Raw genomic sequence first — 18744 nt, 5'->3', positions numbered from 1 at the left:
AAGATCAAGGGAGATACGCCATGACCATCCGCCGCAAATTCGCACTCGACAAAGCCAATGCCAAATGGCTGGGCGTCTGCTCCGGCATCGCCCGCACCATGGGCTGGGACGTCACCTTCGTCCGCATCGGCATCGTCGCCGTGACCGTCCTGGGCGCCTTTCCCTGGACGCTGATCGCCTACGGCCTTGCCGGGTGGCTGGCCCCCAAGGCGCGCGGCGATTGGAAGACCGATCCGCGCTTCGATCTCGAACGGCCGCTGCCGCGCAGCTCGACCTATGACGTCCAGGCCAGCATGCGCGACATCGACCATCGTCTCGCCAGCGTCGAAAGCTACGTCACCAACGCCAACACCAGCCTCGCGCGCGAAATCGAAGAATTGCGCTGAGACAGAATAGGACAAGGGAGGAACTTATGAGCGATCCTTTCACCCTCATCACCATCGCGACCGCCAGCCTCTCCGGCCTCGGTATCGCCGCTTTCGCCGGGCTCAAGGGTTGGCAGGGCTGGCTCGACTTGAAGCGGCTGGAGCTTGCGGGGCGCCGCCCGGACACGAACGGCCAGACCGCCTTCGAACGGATCGAGATGGCGGCGCTCAAGGAGCGCATCCGCAAACTCGAAACCATCGCCGAAGTGGTGGACCTTTAAGCAATCGTATCCCGGCGAACGCCGGGGTCCAGTCGCTCAATGAGTGCCGCTGGGCTCCGGCCTTCGCTGGAGCGCGTGATTAGCGGATTTTATCCCGAACGGTCGTGCCGTCGCGCTCGACCCTCCAAATGTCTCCGAAATCCGGGTGGGTGAGCGGCGCGGGCCGCTCCCCGCCAAGCCCCGCCACGATATCCGGCACCGTATTGCTGTGGCCGACGGCCAGCACCGGCCCCGTTTCCGCCTTCAACATCGCGACCAATCCCGCCGTGTCGCGCGGATCGTAAAATTTCGGCGTCAGGCCGAGCTTGGCGGCAAGCGGCGCCGCCGTCTGCTGCGTGCGCTTCGTCGAATTGACATAAATGGCGGCAATGGCGCCTTTGCCGAACCGGGCCGCGAGCAGGCGGGCGGCTTCCTGTCCTTCCTGCGTCAAATCGGGATCGGTCACGCCCTCCGGCGTGTGGAGATGCCGTATCACATAGAAAGCGGGTGCGGGCGGCATCGCGGTCGCGGTCGTGCACGCCCCGAGAATCAGCAGCATGACCGCCAGCATGAACCGCTTCATAAGAACCTCCCCTTTTCTAGCGTTCGTCGCGGAATTCCGCGCCTTTGACAATCGGCTTTCGAGATAGGTGCATCCTCCGAAAAATCTGCTAGGAGGCGGCGCCAAGGCCGCATCAGCCGGTCTCGAAAGGGTATGAGGATGACGACCGATCACGAGCGCCGCAATCGCCCGGCGCTCTCTCTCCATGTGCCGGAACCGGACGCCCGGCCTGGCGACGATGTGGACTTCAGCCATATCGCGATTCCGGCCGCGGGCAGCGTCGCGCGCCCGGACATCAATGTCGCGCCCGCCGACATTCGCGACCTGCCTTACACCCTGATCCGCGTCCTCGATGACGAAGCCAAAGCTGTCGGCCCCTGGGATCCGCGTCTCGACGCCGATACCCTGCGCCGGATGCTGCGCGACATGGCGATGGTGCGCGTCTATGACGAACGCATGTTCCGCGCCCAGCGGCAGGGCAAGACCAGCTTCTACATGAAGTCGCTTGGCGAGGAGGCGGTGGCGGTGGCCGCGGCCCACGCGCTCGACCGCGACGATATGTGCTTCCCGACCTATCGCCAGCAAGGCCTGCTCATCGCGCGCGATTATCCGCTCAAAGAGATGATGTGCCAGGTCTATTCCAATGCGGGCGACAAGCTGAAGGGCCGTCAGCTCCCGATCATGTATTCGGACCGGGAGAAGGGCTTCTTCACCATCTCCGGCAACCTCGGCACGCAATATCCGCAGGCCGTGGGTTGGGCGATGGCTTCGGCGATCAAGGGCGACAGCCGCATCGCCGCCGCCTGGATCGGCGACGGCGCGACGGCGGAAGGCGACTTCCACAATGCCGTCACCTTCGCGGGCGTCTATCGCGCGCCGGTGATCCTGAACGTCGTCAACAATCAGTGGGCGATTTCCAGCTTCTCCGGCATTGCAGGCGGGGAGCTGACCACCTTCGCCGCGCGCGCCGTGGGCTACGGCATTCCGGGCCTGCGCGTCGACGGCAACGACCCGCTCGCCGTCTATGCCGCGACCCGCTGGGCGGCGGACAGGGCGCGCTCGAACCTCGGGCCGACACTCATCGAACTCTTCACCTATCGCGTGGAAGGCCATTCCACGTCCGACGATCCCTCCGCCTACCGGCCGCAGGGTGCAGGTCAGAAATGGCCGCTCGGCGATCCATTGATGCGGCTCAAAGCCCATCTCATCGGCCTCGGCGAATGGGATGAGGAGCGGCACACGGCTCTGCTCGACCAGCTCGGCGAGGAAGTGAAGGCGGCGCAAAAGGAGTCGGAGAAACTCGGAACCCTTGGCGGCGAAGCGGCGCAGAGCGTCGAATCCATGTTCGACGATGTCTTCGCCGAACTCCCCTGGCATTTGAAGGAACAGCGCGACCAGGCGCTCGCGGAAGCGGAGGCGAAGCGCAAATGACCGTGATGAACATGATCGAGGCGCTGAACAGCGCCCACGACGTGATGATGGAGCGCGATCCCGACATCGTCGTGATGGGCGAGGATGTCGGCTATTTCGGCGGCGTCTTCCGCGTAACTGCCGGCCTTCAGAAAAAATATGGCAAGACCCGCGCCTTCGACACCCCCATCGCGGAAGGCGGCATCGCGGGCACCGCGATCGGCATGGCGGCCTATGGCCTGAAGCCGGTCGTCGAAATGCAGTTCGCCGACTATATCTATCCCGCCTTCGACCAGATCGTGTCGGAGGCCGGCCGCATGCGTTACCGCACGGCGGGCGAATGGACGCTCCCCATGGTGTTCCGCTCTCCTTATGGCGGCGGCATTTTCGGCGGCCAGACGCACAGCCAGTCGCCCGAGGCGCTCTTCGCCCATGTCTGCGGCATCAAGACGGTGATCCCGTCCAACCCTTACGACGCCAAGGGCCTGCTGATCGCCGCGATCGAGGATCCCGATCCGGTCATCTTCTTCGAGCCCAAGCGCATTTATAACGGCCCGTTCGACGGTTTCCACGACCGGCCGGTGACGCCCTGGGCCAAGCATCCGGCGGCGGAAGTGCCCGAAGGCTATTACACCGTGCCGCTCGGCAAGGCCGCTATCGCCCGCGAAGGCAATGACGTGACGATCCTCGCCTACGGCACCATGGTCCACGTCGCGCTCGCCACGGTGGAAGAGGGGGGCATCGACGCGGAAGTCATCGACCTCCGCTCCATCGTTCCGGTGGACATCGAAACCATCGAGGCGTCGGTGAAGAAAACCGGCCGCTGCGTCGTGATCCACGAAGCGACCCGCACCGCGGGCTTCGGCGCGGAACTCGCCGCGCTCGTCCAGGAACGCTGCTTCTATCATCTGGAAGCGCCGGTGCAGCGCGTGACGGGTTACGACACGCCCTATCCGCATTCGCTGGAATGGACTTACTTTCCGGGGCCGACCCGCCTCGGCATCGCCCTTAAAAAAGCATTGGAGGATTGACCCTCATGGCGCGCTTCGAATTCAAGCTGCCCGACATCGGCGAAGGCATTGCCGAGGCCGAGATCGTCGCATGGCACATCAAGGTCGGCGACACCGTCAAGGAAGATCAGCAGATCGCCGACATGATGACCGACAAGGCGACGGTGGAGATGGAAGCGCCGGTGTCCGGCAAGGTCGTATCGCTTGCGGGCGAAGTTGGTGACCAGATCGCCATCGGATCCGTGCTCGTCGTGTTTGAGACCGAGGGTGAGGTTGCCGCTCCTCCCGAAGCCGAGCGGAGCGACACTGTCGCGTTGGGAGACGGCCTGATCGAACCGACGCCCCAGATTGAGGAAGCCATTCCCTCCACCCAAGAAACGTTCGTCCCGAGCGAAGTCGAGGGGCGTGTCACGCAAACCGAACAGCGCGCCTCGACTGCGCTCGCCACGAACGAAAATGGTGCGGAAGACAAGAAAGCCCATGTCCTCGCCTCTCCCGCCGTCCGCCAGCGCGCCCGCGATCTCGGCATCGACCTCAGCCAGGTCCGCACCGCCTCCGACCGCATCCGCCACGCCGATCTCGACGCCTATCTCCTTTACAATGGCGGCTCGGTCTCCGCGCGCGGTTCCGCGCCGCGCGAGGACGAGCAGATCAAGGTCGTCGGCCTCCGCCGCAAGATCGCGGAGAATATGCAGGAAGCGAAGCGCCGCATCCCGCATTTCACCTATGTCGAGGAATATGACGTCACCGCGCTCGAGCAAACGCGCGCGATGATGAACGCGGATCGCGGCGGCAATCCGAAGCTCACCATGCTCCCCTTCCTCATCACCGCGATGAGCCGGACGCTGGCCGATTATCCGCAGATCAACGCCCGCTATGATGACGAAGCCAATGTCATCACCCGTTCGGGCGCCGTCCATATGGGCATGGCGACGCAGACCGATCAGGGCCTGTCCGTCGCCGTGATCCGCAATGCCGAAAGCCGCGACCTCTGGGGCCTTGCAGCGGAGATCAAGCGCCTCGCCGACGCCGCCCGCGCAGGCAAGGCGACCCGCGAGGAACTCTCCGGCTCCACCATCACCATTTCGAGCCTTGGGCCCATGGGCGGCGTCGTCTCGACCCCGGTTATCAACCGCCCCGAAGTCGCGATCATCGCGGTCAACAAGGTGGAGGAAAAGCCGGCCGTGATCGACGGCGAGCTCGAAATCCGCAAGCGGATGAACCTCTCCATCTCCTGCGACCACCGCGTCGTCGACGGCTGGGACGCGGCGAGCTTCATGCAGGATTTGAAAAAGCTGATCGAAAACCCGCTGAAATTGCTGTCGATGCGGTGAGGGTTGAAGGGGAAGAGAGATTCCAGCTTTCGCTGGAATGACGTGACTCCAAAAATCGTCATTCCAACGAAAGCTGGAATCTCACTTCTTAATACAGCTCCAAAGCCCCTCGTCATTCCAGCGAAAGCTGGAATCTCTCTTCCCCTACCGATTGATATCTTCAAATAAATCCCGCCAACCTGGATTGGCTTTCTCCACCAGCTCGATCTTCCACGCCCGCTGCCACGTCTTCAGCAATTTCTCCCGCACGATCGCATCCTCGATCCGCTCATGCCGTTCCGCCAGCACCAGCCGCGCCAGCCGGTAGCGGCAGCAGAAGTCCGACCCCTCGCCGTTCCGGTGCTGGAACACACGCGCGGCCAGATCGGACGTGACGCCAATGTAAAGAACACCGCGCGCCCGGTTCGTCATGATGTATGTCCAGCCGCCGTGCATGCGTCGAAGCTAGCGGAAGTGAAGTGAGATTCCAGCTTTCGCTGGAATGACGTGAACCTAAAAATTAAACCGTCATTCCAGCGAAAGCTGGAATCTCCTTTCCTCTTCGGCTCCGATGCCAAACGCTAAAACCGGTAATTCACCCGCATCCCGATATTGTCGATCCCGGGATTTTGCCGGCTGAACAGCTGCGCGTGGCTCAAATGCACCCAGCTTGCCTCCACCGACACGCGCCCGCTGACTTGATATCCCACCGCGATTTCCGGCTCGAACAGCACGCGTGACCCGAAGACGATGCGATCGCGCCGGTCGATCTCTCCGCCGGGCCCGTCGTGGATCGCAATCCCGATGCCGGGCCGCGCATAGACCGTCTTTCCGAATTTCCAGCTGAGGCCCGCCGCGGCGAAATTCGCGCCTCCATCCGTGCTCACCGAAACGAAGGCGTGGGGGGAAGGGCGGCCGATAAATCCCAAGGCGCCGATCCTGTCGCCGCGCCAGCCGAGCTGCAGAGCGACGCCCTCCTCGATCCCGCTCTTGGTGAAGACGGTATCGACATCCTGGGTGTGGAGGCCGCCGAATATCTCGTCCGCCCGGGCGGAACCGGCCCAGGGCAGCGCAACGGATAGTCCGGCGGCGACAATCATCCTCATCTTTTTCTCCCTCAATCGCGCACGGCGTCGTGGCAGCCGCTTTCGTCGCCCAGGACGGCGCGGCGGAATTCCTCCAATACGGTCATGGCGCCGGTCATGGAAGAAAGCGGCGTTTCCAGTCCCAGCTTCACGGCCACTCCCGCGAGGATCGTCTCCGCTTCGTCGAACGCGCGGCAGAAGAGCGGCGCCAGATCGGCCCGGTCCGTGGCGAGACGGCGGAAAACGGCCATCAGCACGGCCTGGATTGCCACCACTTCCGCTTTGACGATATCGGCTTCGGTTTCGTCCATGGCCCTGTCCTCGCTCTTGGCGAAACAACCCACGGATCCGCCCGAAGCTCCGCCGACCCGCGCCTCAAAAAACCATTTTCCTACAGCATGCCCATTGGCTTAGGCTCGCCGCCATGGACGCTCTTCCCGATTTCCTGCGCTTCACGCCCGTCTCCACCCGGGCGCGCCACGATGGCTGGACGGAGGCTGCTCAACGCCGCTTCATCCTCTCCCTCGCGCGCGGCTTGGGGCCGTCCGCCGCCGCCCGCCGCGAAGGCAAGAGCCGCCAGACCGCTTACGCGCTGCGCGCCAAGCCCGGCGCCGAAAGTTTCGCCGCCGCCTGGGATGCCGCCCAGGATTTTGCCCGTGGCGCCGATGTCGCGCTGGAGGCCGCATTGCCGGGCACCAGGGACGATGTGATGCTCATCCCCCGTTACTATCGTGGGCGCCTCATCGGCTTCGTCCAAAGATCGGATCACCGCGCGCTGTTCCGCACCCTGCGGGCACTCGATCGGGTAACGGACCGGCTCGACACGCCCGGAAACTGTCAAAGCTGACAGATTGGTCGTGCGAAAGGATCAACAGTGTCAGTTTCTGCGTAGCGAAGAGGCGAGCCTTCTTGGCTATCTGAGACTGGCTTGAGCATGTGCTTTGACGGCTGCGACATGCAATTTCTCACCGCTACCGAAGATATCGAGGAGAACTAAGACGCTATCGCTAAAAGGCCATGCCTTCCGCCGCTGCCGTGGCGAAAGGATTTCGTCAGGATTGCAAAGAACAAAGCGGATGAACTTTCTTCCTGCAAAATGCGATATTTCTACCGTGCGTATATCCGTCCACAGTAGTCGTTCAGGGCGACAGAAAGGCAGAGAAATTTCTCTCGAGGAGACGATCGCGAGTGGAGAGCCTCGACATTTAAATCTCTGCCACAACAGATGACCAATGAATATCCACCCGATAGGCATCAAGAATAAAAGGCAGAACAGAACGAACCAGTCATGCACAGGTGGAAATTCGCCGTTGAACGCATTGATGAGAAAGCCCAATAATGCGAATGCGGCCAGTACAATACCTGGAGCCATCATGAGCCATATTATTCCGAGCAGTATGGGCAATAAGATAGGCCTGGATATCCGCACTATCTCCTCGTCTGCCGGCACGGTCGTCCCATCTTTTTTCATATAAGGTGTTTAGAAAATGGTTCCTGATTTTTCCTTAATGTCGGCTACCGTTCGGTCGAGGTAGTATGGGGAAAAGAGAGTCCAGCTTTCCCCGCAATAACGCTAAAGCCGCCCCATGCTGAAAAAGACCGCTCCCGACCTTGAAGCCCTGCGTCTCCTCGACGACCGCCTGCGCTGGCTGTCTGCCTGGACGATCCACAATGCCAATCACTTGCGTGAAAGCACAGACGGGCTGAAGGTCGGCGGGCATCAGGCGTCTTGCGCGTCGATGACGGCGATCATGGCGGCGCTCTATTTCCATGCGCTCGGCCCCAACGACAAGGTCGCGGTGAAGCCCCATGCCGGGCCGGTCCTTCACGCCATCCATTATCTGCTCGGCTCGCAAAGCCTGGAGCAGCTCCAGAATTTTCGCGGCTTCGGCGGCATGCAAAGCTATCCGAGCCGGACCAAGGACAAGATCCCGGTCGATTTCTCGACAGGCTCGGTCGGTCTCGGCGTCGCGATCACCGCCTTTGCCAGCCTCATCCAGGATTATCTCCTCGCCCACGGCATTATGCAGCCGGAAGACACCGGCCGCATGGTCGCCTTGATGGGCGATGCGGAGCTCGACGAAGGCAATATCTACGAATGCCTGATCGAAGCCTACAAGCACGACATCCGCAATTGCTGGTGGATCGTCGATTATAATCGCCAGTCGCTCGACGCCACCACCGCCGACCGCATGTTCCGCCGCTTCGACGAGATTTTCGCGAGCTGCGGCTGGCGCGTTGTCACGCTGAAATATGGCAAGCTGCTGGAGGCCGCGTTTGCAGAGAAGGGCGGCGAGGCGTTAAAGGCGTGGCTCGAGGATGTGAGCAACGCCGATTATGCCGCGCTTACCTATCTCGGCGGCGCGGCTTGGCGCGAGCGGCTGCTGAACGAGGCGCCGGAGGCGAAGCCGATCCTCGACGGCCGCGACGATGACGCGCTCCACGCGCTGATGACCAATCTCGGCGGGCACGACATGGCCGCGCTCGTCGACGCCTTCGACGGCGCGCAGGACGATGTGCCGACCCTCTTCATCGCTTATACGGTGAAGGGGCAGGGGCTGCCCTTCGCGGGCCACAAGGACAATCATGCCGGCCTCATGAACCCGGGCCAGATCGCCGCTCTCCGCGAACGCCTCGGCATCGCGGAAGGCGAGGAGTGGGCACCCTATGCGGGCCTCGGCGGTAACAGCGCGGAGGCCGTGAAGACCGTGGTCGAGCGCGCCCGCATCGCCCGCGAAAAGCGCCAGCGGCCCTGGAATGTCGCGGACGTTCCCGCCATCCAGCCTCCCGCAGGCGAGGAGCAATCGACGCAGGCCGCCTTCGGCAAGATCCTGCTCGATCTCTCCCGCAGCGGCGGCGCGCTCGCCGACCGGATCGTCACGACATCGCCCGACGTCACCGTCTCCACCAATCTCGGCGCGTGGGTCAATCAGCGCGGCCTGTTCCGGCGCGGTGAACTCCCCGACGTTTTCGCAAAGGCGAAGATCCCGTCCCCTCAAAAATGGAGCGGCCACAAAGCGGGCCAGCATGTCGAACTCGGCATCGCGGAAAACAATCTGTTCCTGATGCTCGCCGCCATGGGCCTCGCGGGCGACCTGTTCGGGGAGCGGCTGTTCCCGATCGGCACCGTCTACGATCCCTTCATCGCCCGCGGCCTCGATGCGCTCAACTATGCCTGCTATCAGGACGCGCGCTTCATGCTGGTCGCGACGCCGTCCGGCGTGACGCTTGGGCCGGAAGGCGGCGCACACCAATCGATCAACCCGCCGCTCATCGCCATGGGCCAGCCGGGTCTCCGCCATTACGAACCCGCCTTCGTCGACGAACTGGCGCTCTTCATGGAGGAAGGCTTCCGCCTGATGCAGCGCGAGGAGGGCGAGAGCGTCTATCTCCGCCTCACCACCCGCAGCATCGCGCAGCCCGTGCGCGCGGACGACAGCTGGAAGGCGGACGCCATCGCGGGCGCCTACTGGCTCCGCGAACCCGCGCCGGGCGCCGAAGCCGCCATCGTCTATTCCGGCGCCATCGCGCCCGAAGCCCTCGCCGCGTGGGAAGCGCTGAAGGACGATCTTCCCGGCCTCGGCCTCCTTGCCGTCACCTCGCCCGACCTCCTCCACCGCGACTGGAGCCAGCGCATGAGCGCCCGGTGGAAAAATCCTCCCCGGGACGGGGAGGGGGACCGCCGGAACGGCGGTGGAGGGGCTGTCTCGCACATCGAGAACCTCCTTGCTCGGCTTTCCCGCAACGCGGGCTTGGTGACGCTTCTGGACGGTTCGCCAGCCGCCCTCTCCTGGATTGGCGGCGTGCATGGCCACCGCGTCAGCCCGCTTGGCCTCGACCGCTTTGGCCAGACCGGCAATCTCGGCGACCTTTATCGCTACTATCGCCTCGATGCCGATGCGGTTGTCGATGCGGTGGCGGAGCTGTTGATCGGCTAATGCGCCTTTTCGCCGGGAATGGGCGTGCGGGTATGAAGCGCGGTGCGAACGTAAAGCCGTTTCACCATCACATAGATGACGACCAGCAAGGGGGCCGCGACCAGGATGCCGGGAATGCCGAACAGCAGGCCGCCGATGACGATGGAGAAAAGTAGGAGGGCGGGCGGCAGGCTGACGGCGCGTTGTTGGACCAGGGGTTCCAGCAAATTGCCCTCGATCTGCTGGACGACAAGGTAGAGGCCGATCGTCCACAAGGCCGCCTCCGGATCGACGGCGAGGGCCAGGAGGACGGCCGGGATCGCGGAGATGATCGGCCCGATGAAAGGCACGAATTCGAGGATTCCGGACAGTATGCCGAGCGTCAGGGCCGCCGGTATGCCGATGATCGACAGACCGATGCCGGTCAGGATGCCGACCACGCTCATCGAAACCAGCCGTCCGATCAACCACAGGCGCAGTGCCTTCCAGCTATCGTCGAGCGCGCGGGCCGCGAGGCCCCGGCCGCGCGGCGGGATGAGCTTGATGACGCCGCGCCGGTAGAGGTCCGGCTGGGCGGCGAGATAGATGCCGCCGAACAGGACGAGCAGCGCGTCGGCGAGGCCGCTGCCGAAGGAAAGCGCGATGCCGCCGATGCCGGAAAGGACGCCGTCGCCTTCGCCGAGGCTCTTCACCCACGCCCGCGCCGGCTGGCCGAGCCGTACTGCGTCCAGCCGTTCCAGGACCACTGTCCAGGCGCGTGGTATCGCCTCTTCGAGGGTGCTCGATTGCGCCACGATTTCGGCGCCGAACAGCCAGGCCGATGCCGCGAGCAACGTGAGCATGATCGTGACGGCGATGGCGAGCGCGAGCGCCCTTGGAATATGCAGGCGCCGCTCGATCGGATTGGCCAGGATGCGGAAGATTACGCCGACCAGGACGGCCGCGAAGATCAGGATCAGAACGTCTCGGATTTGCCAGAAAATCAACGCCAGCCCGCCGATCAGCAGCGTGAGGCAAAGCCGTTCGACATAAACGCGGTGGCTGATCGTATTCTTCGGCGCGGTCATGACAGCTCCCGTAACGGTGGTGGAACCATAACCCGACTGCCGCGCTCTTTCATCCAAATCCGTATCGACGGGAATGGAGAAAATCATGCTTGGCAAAATCGCGAGTGCGATCATCGGCGAAAAGATCGCGGAACGAAGCGGCCGGGGCGCGAAGGGCGCCCTGTTCGGCTGGGCCGCGCCAATCCTCGCCCGCCGCGCCTTCGGGCCTCTCGGGCTGGCTGTGGCCGGGGGATATGTGGCGAAGAAATATTACGATCGGCGGAAGGTGCGCACTTCCAACCCTCGTTAAATGAAAAGACCGGCGGTGAACCTCACCGCCGGTCTTATTTCAGGCCATGAGTTTGAATTCGATTAGAATTCGTAGCTCAGGCCAACCTTGAGGCGCCATACGGATGACGAAATGTTGACGCCGTTGTCGCTGTCGAACGTGTCGCCGGTGAAGGTATTGATGATGTACCTGCCGTCCGCGTCGACGCCGTTATAGACGATCCCGTTCACGGTCCTGCTGCCGAGCGACGCGACGTCCTGCAGGCCGGAGAAGTTCCGGCGATTCTGCACGTTCCAGTTCTTGTCGAGAAGGTTCAGGAAATTATCCACCGTGGCGAACGCACGCATGCGATCGTTCCGGCCGAACAGGCGGCCCGGCCCAGGCAGTTCCTGGGACAGCGTCAGGTCGAGATCGAAATACCAGTCGTTCCGGCACGAGTTGCGCTTGATCGATGCACCGCGATACTCGCGGGCGCAATCCAGGCTGTTCACGAACTCGACGAGCTCCGCCACTTCCGTTGCGTTCGACAGTGGCGAAATGTTCGGATCGTCGATGCCGCTCGGGACATAGAGCAGGGCGTTGTCGTTGCTCGTGAGACCGCCATTGGTGGTGTTGAACACGCCGTTGCCAGTGAAGGTCAGGCTGTACGGACGGCCCGAGCGCGCCACGAAGCTCAAGCTCAGCGACGTTCCCAGGTCCGAGAAGAACTCATTCCGGAAGTTAGCCGAGAAAGCGATGTTGTGGCGGCTTTCGTAGAATCCGGTCGACGCGGCCGGATTCTGGCGATCGAATGCGGCCGAAAGGCTGTAATTCGAGCCAGCTGTCGAGTTGTACATATTCCGGCGGTCTTGCGCGTCGGTATAGGCATAGCCGAGCGTGATATAGGTCGAACCGCCCTCGGTGATCACGCCCCCTTCGAAATTCTTCGACAGCAGGAACGAGGCGATCTGGCTGCGGTAGCCGTCCGAATTGGTGAGCATCAGTTCGCCGCCGCGGCTGCCCGTGAAGCATTGCGACGTCAGGTTCTCGTAAACCGGCGGAGCGCCTGCATCCACGAGCTTGCCGTTACAGCCCGTCGCCAGCAGATCGATAGAGGTATAGATTGGGCGTCCGTCGCGGGTGAAGCCGTTGAGACCGCGCGCCGGATTCACCGCCTGGGCAAGATCGACCAGCGTGAAAGGATTGCGATACTTGCTGTAGATATAGTCGGCATCGAGATCCCAGCCGCTGAAGAAACCACTGGACGCGAAATTCAGCTCGGTTTCAAAACCGATATTCGCGCGCAGCACGGTCGGCATTTGAATGTCGGGATCGATCGACTGGGTGTTGCCCTGGCCAGCTGCAGCGCTTGCTTGCGCCGCAGCCTGGATGCACTGCGGTACGCCGGTGAAGGTGCCATTGGTCAGCACACTGATCTGGCCACGCGGGCAGCCCGTTGCGCTGCTGTTGCCCGTTGCAAATGTGCTGCCGTCATTCTGGAAGGCGTTGCCGAACCAAACGAGCGGGTCGCCGCCCGAAAAGACGCCGACGCCTGCGCGAACCTGGGCGCGACGGAACAGGCTGAAATCGCCAAGGTCGTAGGTCGCAGCGACGCGCGGCAAAATGACCGGATCGATGTTGCTGAAACTGGTGTTGTTAGGAATGCCGTAGCGGCGTTCGAACACCGGATTATAATCCGGACGCCCGCCATCATACCAATCGATCCGGACACCGGCCGTGACGTCGAGCGCATCGTTCATGCTCCAATCGTCTTGAGCATAGACCGAATAGAGGCTGCGCTTGAATTCCGCAGCTGCTTCAGTGATGTCGCCTGTGGGCGTGAAGTTACCGAAGGCACCGTAGGTGCAGCCGTTGATGATGTTGACCGGAGTGGTCGTCGTCGTCGCAGAGGTGCAGGCTCGGTTCGTCGGCACCGTGCCAGGGGAAAGCCGGCCAGCGCGAAGATCGGCGATATTGCGGAAGACCAGCGTTCCAGTGGCATTCTGGACGAAAAGATTGAACAGATCTGCCTCGTTGAGCTCGGCACCCAGCTTGAACCGGTGATTGCCAGCATCAAGGTTGATTACCGCACGATATTGTTCGACCTTGGTGCGCAGATCGTTGGCTGAACGCGAATTGCCCGGCCCGGCCAGCACGGCGCCATCGGGGCCAGTCGGATTGTCGATGCCGACGATGATGCGCGGGATGGGGTTGTCGGACTGAGCCTCGCCGCCGCCGATCGGATCCTGCCGGTCGGTAATTTCTGAACGGGAGTAGCGCAGTTCGGTCGAAACGTTGTCCGTCCACTGCGAATAAAGGCGGCCCGAATAATAATTTGAGAGGGTACCGCTAATGTGGAAAGTGTTGCGGCCGATCGCTTGGGGCGAATTTCCTGTGAACAGGTCGTCCGGACGAACGGTTGCTTCTTCGAGACGCTGGTAGGTTGCTTCTAGGCGGTGATCGTCGTTGATCTGCCAGTCGCCGCGCAGGAAGTAGCGGTCGCTGGTATAATCCCGGCTGTAAACCAGATCGCCGGTATCGATCCCGTAGGTGCTGCGCAGCACCTCGCGGATTTCGTTGAACTGGGCTTCGGTGATGCCCGTCTGCGGGTTGGCATAAGCGGGTTCGGCGCCGGCGGGGCCGTCATCCTGGGACTGGCCGGCCTCATGATGCTCATAGGCGCCAAACAGGAACAGGGTATCGCGGATGATCGGGCCGCCAAGCGAAACGCCCCAGCGCTTTTCGGGGCGGATTGCCGCGACGTCGCGGTCTGCGACCTTCTTGCCGCGGAGGCTCGCATCCGAATATTCGAAGAAGCCACCCGCGCGGAGATCGTTGGTGCCCGATTTGGTCACGACGTTGATCGCGCAGCCGGTAAACTGGCCATAATCGACGTCGAAGGGCGCGAACTGAACCTGCGTTTCGCGGATCGCGTCATAAGGCAGCGGGGTCGAGCTGCGGGCCGAAAAGCCCGTGTCGTTGAGGCCGTAAACGTCGCTCTGCGGAATGCCGTCGACGGTGAAGGTGTTGCCGCGGTCGTTACCGCCGAGGCAGGAAATCCGGTCCTGACCCGAACCGCCATCGTCGCGGTCGAGGCTGACGCGCGGATCGAGACGGATGATGTCGCGGACGTCGCGGTTGAAGCTAGGGGCATTGGCAAGGACTTCCTCGCCGAAGGATGTGCCGGGGCCCGTGGCAAGCTGCGTCAGGCCGACGCGCGATCCGGTCACGACGATGGTGTTGTCGCCGGCCGTCTGCTCGCTTTCGAGAGCGAAGGTGAGGCGCGTCTCGCCCTGGAGGTTCGTGAAAACCTGCTCCACCGTTTGCCCCTGGTAACCGGGGATGGTCGCCGTGACGGTGTAAGGACCGCCCGTGGTGAGGCCGCGGGCGGAGAAGGTGCCGTCTGCGCCGGTCGTGAAGGTGCGCTCCGCACCGGTCCGGGTATCGGTGACGATCACGGTCGCGCCGGAAAGGCTCGCACCGGTCTGATCGGTCACCTGACCGCCGATTTCGGTTGTAATCTGCTGCGCATAAGCGGCAACAGGCATGATAAGCGCGCTGGTTGCGCAAAGAAACGGAAGAATTCTCACGATATACCCCCAGAAAGGCTAGTAGCCCGAATCGAACCATCGCCGCGTGTTGCGGTGCAGCGAACGAGGCGCGCCTACGCCGATTCTGTTACAGGTTTAAGGCTCTAATCTTGTCCTCGCAAAAACGCTTGTTACCTGTGATGTATAAGCCACGATCGTGCCGGAAATCGGAAAAACCGTTTTAGGTCAACGCCTCTCGCCGGTTTGACCGGCCGGTTCTCGTGACGGCGGGGGTGCGATTACGACCGACGGTTCCGGGATTTCCTCGTCATCCCCAGGCCTGACAGGGATTGGTATCGTCACATCTAGCGCGGGGGTGTCGATCTCAAGGTTTACGATGCCACTATCGTCGCCGATGACCGCGTCGATGGACAGATTTTCATTTGAAATATCCGGTTCCGTCTCTTGAGTGGTCGCAGGGGCGGCCCGCACTCCAACACCCAGCGCCCCGCCCATGAAATCGCGCCAGATACGCGCCGGCAGGCCGCCGCCGGCCGTGCCGCCGGGAAGGGGGCTGTTGTCGTCATTGCCGATCCACACCCCGACCACCAGATCCTTGGCAAAGCCGATGAAGATGGCGTCGCGGCTGTCCTGGGTCGTGCCGGTTTTTCCGAAAGTCGGCACCGGCAAGGCGGCTGCGCGGCCGGTGCCTTCGTTGGCCGATGCCCACAAAAGGTCGAGCAGCATCTGCCAAGTGCGGTTGCCGAAGCTCTTGGGGCCGTTCCACATCTGCGAGAACCAGCCTTCTTCGGGTTGCGGCAGGCCATGGGCGGCGACCGGATAACGGTTGGCGGCCACAGCGGCATAAGCGGACGTCATTTCCAGGAGCGTCGCGCCAGACGTGCCGAGGGCCAGGCTCGGCTGCGGCGTCAGCGCGCCGGAGAGGCCAAGGTCGCGCGCCGCCTGCGTCACATTGTTCCGGCCTACCCGTTCCTGCAGACGAACGGCGGCGACATTGCTCGACCGGGCGAACGCATCGCGCAGGGAGATCGTCCCGCGATACCGTCCGTCCGAATTGCGCGGAGACCAATCGCCGATTGTCACGGGAGCATCCTCGATCCGGCTTTCCGGCGTCATGCCCGCACGCAGGGCGGCAAGGTAGACGAACAATTTGAACGTCGATCCCGGCTGCCTCTTGGCTTGCGTGGCGCGATTGAACGGGCTGTCCTTATAGCTCTTGCCCCCGATCATCGCGACGACCCGGCCATCCGGCCGCATCGCGACCAGGGCCACCTGATGCCGCCCAAGCCCTGCGCGGCGCACGACCCGGTTCGCCAGCGCCTGCAGGCGGCTGTCGAGCGTCGTCTCGATCGTCTGCTCGCCATAGCCCGTGTCCGCCCTGGCCCGCGCCTCGCCGAGTACCCAATCGGCGAAGTAAGTGCCGGTAGGCAGATCCTTGACCGGCCCGACGTTCAATTTCACCGGCTTCAACCGGTCTGCCTCCGCCTGGGTCAGGACGCCGGTTTCGACCATCGCGCCGACCACCAGTTTCGCCCGTTCGCGCGCGCCTTTCAGGTTCTTCGTCGGCGCAAGACGGGAGGGCGCCTTCATCAATCCGGCCAGCAAGGCCGCCTGTCCGGCGTTCAGGTCTTCAGGATCACGATTGAAATAGTGGCGCGCCGCCGCACGCAGGCCATAGACGTTATCGCCGAAATAGGCGTTGGACAGATACCGGGTGAGGATCTCGTCCTTGGTCAGCCAGGCTTCGAGCCACAAGGCGATCGCCGCTTCCTGCGCTTTGCGACCGAAGGTGCGATCGTTGGACAGAAAGGACATTTTGGCGAGTTGCTGGGTGATCGTGCTGCCGCCCTCGCGCATGCCTCCGGCTTTGAGATTGTTCCACATCGCCCGTGCAATGCCGCGCGGATCGATGCCCCAATGGCTCTGAAACCGCCGGTCTTCGATGGCCGTGAAGGCGCCGGTAACATGATCGGGCAACTCCGAGAGGACCACCGGCTCGGCGATCACGGCGCCCCGCCGCGCGATCGGCTGACCGTCGGCGGACAGCAGGGTGATGCTGGGCGGCGCGATCGGCTGCAGCGATTTCGACAAGGGCGCGGTGATCGCGAGCCAGGCGATGAGCAGGAAAAAGATCGCTGAAAAGGCGTAAAAGCCGCGCTTCCACCACCGCCAGCGCGGGGGGAGCTTCGCGTCCGCCGCCCCTCGGGGATCGGCCCCCGGCGTCATTGGATAGTCAAAAGGATCGTCCACGAGGGGATCCAGCGGCACTTTTTTCCGGAAAAGACCCATCAGGCCTTTCTATCGATCATGGTCTTGTTTGAAAGCCGCTTTTCAACAGCCTCGAACAGGCTGACCGCACGCGGTGGCCGGCATGATGGCAAGAGAAGGGAATGGGGTTGGCGCACCCGAGAGGATTCGAACCTCTGGCCTTTGCCTTCGGAGGGCAACGCTCTATCCAGCTGAGCTACGGGTGCCGGCGCAATGGAGGGCGCTTAGCAAAGCAAGGCCGCAGGGGCTAGGGCTTTTCGCAGGCCAGCCTGGGCCGGTGCCCTTTATTGGCCTTTCGCATAAGTTAGGCTTTCTGCTCGCCCCGCCGCTTCGACGCCTTGGATCCAGCATCTGTGCCGGGCGGCGGTGTTTTCGACTTGTAACGGCATAGATCGGCCACCACGCATCGCCAGCATTCGGGCACGCGCGCCTTACAGACGTAGCGGCCATGGAGGATCAGGAGATGGTGAGCGTCCTTGCGATAGGGCCCCGGCGTCACCTTATCGAGCTTTAACTCGACCGCGAGCGGGGTTTTGCCGGGCGCGAGGCCGGTGCGGTTGCCGACGCGGAAGATATGGGTGTCGACGGCGAAGGTCTCCTCGCCGAACGCGGTGTTCAGCACGACGTTTGCGGTCTTGCGGCCGACGCCGGGCAGGGCCTCCAGTTCCTCGCGCGTGCGCGGTACTTCCCCGCCATAATGGTCGACAAGCATGCGGCTGAGGCCGATGACGTTCTTCGCCTTGGTGCGGAAGAGGCCGATCGTCTTGATCGCCTCGCGCACGCCGTCCTCGCCCAGCTCCAGCATTGCCTGCGGCGTCTGCACCGTCTTGAAGAGGGGACGAGTGGCGATGTTCACGCCTGCGTCCGTCGCCTGCGCGGACAGCACGACGGCGACGAGCAGGGTGTAGGTATTCACATATTCAAGCTCGGTCTTCGGATTGGGCGTCCGCTCCGCCAGCCGGGCGTAGAAGGTCTCGACTTCCGTCTTGTTCACGAAAGGCCCAGTACGTCATCCATAGTGTAGCGTCCGGCGGGTTTGCCCACGATCCACTGCGCGGCCTTCAGCGCCCCTTGGGCGAAGATGGCGCGGCTTTCGGCGCGGTGGCCGAGCTCGATCCTCTCGCCTTCGCCGGCGAATACCACTTGATGGTCGCCCGCCACCGATCCGCCGCGCATGACCGCGAAACCGATATGGCCTTCCTCGCGCGGACCGGTAATCCCGTCGCGGGCCTTGTCGCTGACGGCATCGAGATCGACGCCGCGGCCCGCTGCCGCTGCCCGACCGAGCAGCAAGCCCGTGCCGGATGGGGCGTCCGCCTTGTGCCGGTGGTGCATCTCCAGGATTTCGATGTCCCAATCCGGCCCCAGCCGTGCCGCCGTTTCCCGGACGATGTGGGCGAGAATGTTGACGCCGAGCGACATGTTCGCGGCCTGCAGCACCGGAACGGCACGGGCGGCTTCGTCCAATGCGGCATGATGGTCGAGCGTAAGGCCGGTGGTGCCGATCACGATGGGCTTTCCCGCCGCCACCGCCGCGTCCAGATTGGATTTCAAAGCCGCAGGCGCGGAAAAGTCGATGAAGGCGTCTGGGCTTTCATCGACAATATCGGCAATGCCGTGCGCCGCGCCGATTATGGCCTTGCCCATTCGTCCGCCCGCGCCGAACAATCCGATCCTGATCATCAAAGC

General features: G+C 63.1%; 18 protein-coding genes and 1 tRNA gene. 8 read left to right on the top strand and 11 right to left on the bottom strand.

Annotation, left to right across the window (positions count from 1 at the left end; translation table 11 throughout):
• Nucleotides 1-20: 20 nt before the first annotated feature.
• Nucleotides 21-386 carry a PspC domain-containing protein gene (locus IC614_RS06180; RefSeq protein ID WP_200973007.1) on the top strand — a complete coding sequence of 122 codons (366 nt, stop codon included), beginning with the start codon at nt 21-23 and terminating at the stop codon, nt 384-386.
• A gap of 26 nt (nt 387-412) precedes the next feature.
• Nucleotides 413-646, top strand: coding sequence for a hypothetical protein (locus IC614_RS06175; RefSeq protein WP_200973006.1), 234 nt, complete (start codon nt 413-415; stop codon nt 644-646).
• A gap of 79 nt (nt 647-725) precedes the next feature.
• Here IC614_RS06175 and IC614_RS06170 read toward each other — a convergent pair whose 3' ends face one another.
• Nucleotides 726-1208 (bottom strand): SixA phosphatase family protein, encoded by a 483-nt coding sequence (locus tag IC614_RS06170; protein WP_200973005.1) that lies wholly within the window; start codon nt 1206-1208, stop codon nt 726-728.
• 138 nt (nt 1209-1346) lie between these two features.
• Here IC614_RS06170 and IC614_RS06165 point away from each other — a divergent pair, with 138 nt between their 5' ends.
• Genes IC614_RS06165 through IC614_RS06155 form a run of 3 tightly spaced genes read left to right on the top strand, consistent with a single transcriptional unit; the run spans nt 1347 to nt 4941 of the window.
• Complete coding sequence (locus IC614_RS06165; protein ID WP_200973004.1) at nt 1347-2618, top strand: 3-methyl-2-oxobutanoate dehydrogenase (2-methylpropanoyl-transferring) subunit alpha; 1272 nt, start codon at nt 1347-1349, stop codon at nt 2616-2618.
• Between the two features lie 5 nt (nt 2619-2623).
• Nucleotides 2624-3628, top strand: a complete 1005-nt coding sequence (locus IC614_RS06160) for an alpha-ketoacid dehydrogenase subunit beta (protein WP_200973123.1) — start codon at nt 2624-2626, stop codon at nt 3626-3628.
• A 5-nt stretch (nt 3629-3633) separates the two neighbouring features.
• On the top strand, nt 3634-4941 hold the full coding sequence (locus IC614_RS06155; protein ID WP_200973003.1) for a dihydrolipoamide acetyltransferase family protein: 1308 nt from the start codon (nt 3634-3636) through the stop codon (nt 4939-4941).
• A gap of 144 nt (nt 4942-5085) precedes the next feature.
• Here IC614_RS06155 and IC614_RS06150 read toward each other — a convergent pair whose 3' ends face one another.
• From IC614_RS06150 to IC614_RS06140, 3 genes are all read right to left on the bottom strand, one after another.
• Nucleotides 5086-5376 carry a GIY-YIG nuclease family protein gene (locus tag IC614_RS06150; RefSeq protein ID WP_200973002.1) on the bottom strand — a complete coding sequence of 97 codons (291 nt, stop codon included), beginning with the start codon at nt 5374-5376 and terminating at the stop codon, nt 5086-5088.
• Nucleotides 5377-5501: 125 nt separating this feature from the next.
• Complete coding sequence (locus IC614_RS06145; RefSeq protein ID WP_200973001.1) at nt 5502-6026, bottom strand: acyloxyacyl hydrolase; 525 nt, start codon at nt 6024-6026, stop codon at nt 5502-5504.
• Between the two features lie 11 nt (nt 6027-6037).
• Nucleotides 6038-6316 carry a hypothetical protein gene (locus IC614_RS06140; RefSeq protein WP_200973000.1) on the bottom strand — a complete coding sequence of 93 codons (279 nt, stop codon included), beginning with the start codon at nt 6314-6316 and terminating at the stop codon, nt 6038-6040.
• A 113-nt stretch (nt 6317-6429) separates the two neighbouring features.
• On the opposite strand from IC614_RS06140, the gene IC614_RS06135 reads away from it, so the two are divergent.
• Nucleotides 6430-6852 carry a hypothetical protein gene (locus IC614_RS06135; RefSeq protein ID WP_200972999.1) on the top strand — a complete coding sequence of 141 codons (423 nt, stop codon included), beginning with the start codon at nt 6430-6432 and terminating at the stop codon, nt 6850-6852.
• A gap of 66 nt (nt 6853-6918) precedes the next feature.
• Here IC614_RS06135 and IC614_RS06130 read toward each other — a convergent pair whose 3' ends face one another.
• Complete coding sequence (locus IC614_RS06130) at nt 6919-7380, bottom strand: hypothetical protein (protein ID WP_200972998.1); 462 nt, start codon at nt 7378-7380, stop codon at nt 6919-6921.
• Nucleotides 7381-7591: 211 nt separating this feature from the next.
• Between IC614_RS06130 and IC614_RS06125 the strand changes: the two genes are divergently transcribed.
• Nucleotides 7592-9943, top strand: coding sequence for a transketolase (locus tag IC614_RS06125; protein ID WP_200972997.1), 2352 nt, complete (start codon nt 7592-7594; stop codon nt 9941-9943).
• Here IC614_RS06125 and IC614_RS06120 read toward each other — a convergent pair.
• Complete coding sequence (locus IC614_RS06120; protein WP_200972996.1) at nt 9940-11076, bottom strand: AI-2E family transporter; 1137 nt, start codon at nt 11074-11076, stop codon at nt 9940-9942. The genes IC614_RS06125 and IC614_RS06120 overlap by 4 nt on opposite strands.
• Between IC614_RS06120 and IC614_RS06115 the strand changes: the two genes are divergently transcribed.
• Nucleotides 11075-11278 carry a hypothetical protein gene (locus IC614_RS06115; RefSeq protein ID WP_200972995.1) on the top strand — a complete coding sequence of 68 codons (204 nt, stop codon included), beginning with the start codon at nt 11075-11077 and terminating at the stop codon, nt 11276-11278. The genes IC614_RS06120 and IC614_RS06115 overlap by 2 nt on opposite strands.
• A 62-nt stretch (nt 11279-11340) precedes the next feature.
• On the opposite strand, the gene IC614_RS06110 is transcribed toward IC614_RS06115, so the two are convergent.
• From IC614_RS06110 to dapB, 5 genes are all read right to left on the bottom strand, one after another.
• A complete protein-coding gene (locus IC614_RS06110; protein ID WP_200972994.1) occupies nt 11341-14784 on the bottom strand; it encodes a TonB-dependent receptor in 3444 nt (1147 codons plus the stop codon).
• 228 nt (nt 14785-15012) lie between these two features.
• Nucleotides 15013-17013 (bottom strand): transglycosylase domain-containing protein, encoded by a 2001-nt coding sequence (locus tag IC614_RS06105; RefSeq protein WP_226372761.1) that lies wholly within the window; start codon nt 17011-17013, stop codon nt 15013-15015.
• Between the two features lie 171 nt (nt 17014-17184).
• A tRNA-Arg gene (locus IC614_RS06100) sits at nt 17185-17261 on the bottom strand.
• A 98-nt stretch (nt 17262-17359) separates the two neighbouring features.
• A complete protein-coding gene (nth, locus tag IC614_RS06095) occupies nt 17360-18049 on the bottom strand; it encodes an endonuclease III (RefSeq protein ID WP_200972992.1) in 690 nt (229 codons plus the stop codon).
• The gene (dapB, locus tag IC614_RS06090; RefSeq protein WP_200972991.1) at nt 18046-18738 is read right to left on the bottom strand and encodes a 4-hydroxy-tetrahydrodipicolinate reductase; all 693 of its coding nucleotides are present in this window, start codon (nt 18736-18738) and stop codon (nt 18046-18048) included. The genes nth and dapB overlap by 4 nt, the downstream gene beginning before the upstream one ends.
• Nucleotides 18739-18744: the final 6 nt, after the last annotated feature.

This window comes from Sphingosinicella flava (assembly GCF_016025255.1).
Classification (GTDB): Bacteria; Pseudomonadota; Alphaproteobacteria; order Sphingomonadales; family Sphingomonadaceae; genus Allosphingosinicella; species Allosphingosinicella flava.
The sequence above is the reverse complement of the archived record's forward strand: the minus strand, read 5'-3'. Positions and strand labels throughout refer to the sequence as shown.

What these genes read in the sequence shown, in the direction of transcription:
- IC614_RS06180 (WP_200973007.1), top strand. Translation starts at nt 21, where the DNA reads ATGACCATCCGCCGCAAATTCGCACTCGACAAAGCCAATGCCAAATGG.
- IC614_RS06175 (WP_200973006.1), top strand. Translation starts at nt 413, where the DNA reads ATGAGCGATCCTTTCACCCTCATCACCATCGCGACCGCCAGCCTCTCC.
- IC614_RS06170 (WP_200973005.1), bottom strand. Translation starts at nt 1,208, where the DNA reads ATGAAGCGGTTCATGCTGGCGGTCATGCTGCTGATTCTCGGGGCGTGC.
- IC614_RS06165 (WP_200973004.1), top strand. Translation starts at nt 1,347, where the DNA reads ATGACGACCGATCACGAGCGCCGCAATCGCCCGGCGCTCTCTCTCCAT.
- IC614_RS06160 (WP_200973123.1), top strand. Translation starts at nt 2,624, where the DNA reads ATGAACATGATCGAGGCGCTGAACAGCGCCCACGACGTGATGATGGAG.
- IC614_RS06155 (WP_200973003.1), top strand. Translation starts at nt 3,634, where the DNA reads ATGGCGCGCTTCGAATTCAAGCTGCCCGACATCGGCGAAGGCATTGCC.
- IC614_RS06150 (WP_200973002.1), bottom strand. Translation starts at nt 5,376, where the DNA reads ATGCACGGCGGCTGGACATACATCATGACGAACCGGGCGCGCGGTGTT.
- IC614_RS06145 (WP_200973001.1), bottom strand. Translation starts at nt 6,026, where the DNA reads ATGAGGATGATTGTCGCCGCCGGACTATCCGTTGCGCTGCCCTGGGCC.
- IC614_RS06140 (WP_200973000.1), bottom strand. Translation starts at nt 6,316, where the DNA reads ATGGACGAAACCGAAGCCGATATCGTCAAAGCGGAAGTGGTGGCAATC.
- IC614_RS06135 (WP_200972999.1), top strand. Translation starts at nt 6,430, where the DNA reads ATGGACGCTCTTCCCGATTTCCTGCGCTTCACGCCCGTCTCCACCCGG.
- IC614_RS06130 (WP_200972998.1), bottom strand. Translation starts at nt 7,380, where the DNA reads ATGATGGCTCCAGGTATTGTACTGGCCGCATTCGCATTATTGGGCTTT.
- IC614_RS06125 (WP_200972997.1), top strand. Translation starts at nt 7,592, where the DNA reads ATGCTGAAAAAGACCGCTCCCGACCTTGAAGCCCTGCGTCTCCTCGAC.
- IC614_RS06115 (WP_200972995.1), top strand. Translation starts at nt 11,075, where the DNA reads ATGCTTGGCAAAATCGCGAGTGCGATCATCGGCGAAAAGATCGCGGAA.
- IC614_RS06120 (WP_200972996.1), bottom strand. Translation starts at nt 11,076, where the DNA reads ATGATTTTCTCCATTCCCGTCGATACGGATTTGGATGAAAGAGCGCGG.
- IC614_RS06110 (WP_200972994.1), bottom strand. Translation starts at nt 14,784, where the DNA reads ATGCCTGTTGCCGCTTATGCGCAGCAGATTACAACCGAAATCGGCGGT.
- IC614_RS06105 (WP_226372761.1), bottom strand. Translation starts at nt 17,013, where the DNA reads ATGACGCCGGGGGCCGATCCCCGAGGGGCGGCGGACGCGAAGCTCCCC.
- dapB (WP_200972991.1), bottom strand. Translation starts at nt 18,738, where the DNA reads ATGATCAGGATCGGATTGTTCGGCGCGGGCGGACGAATGGGCAAGGCC.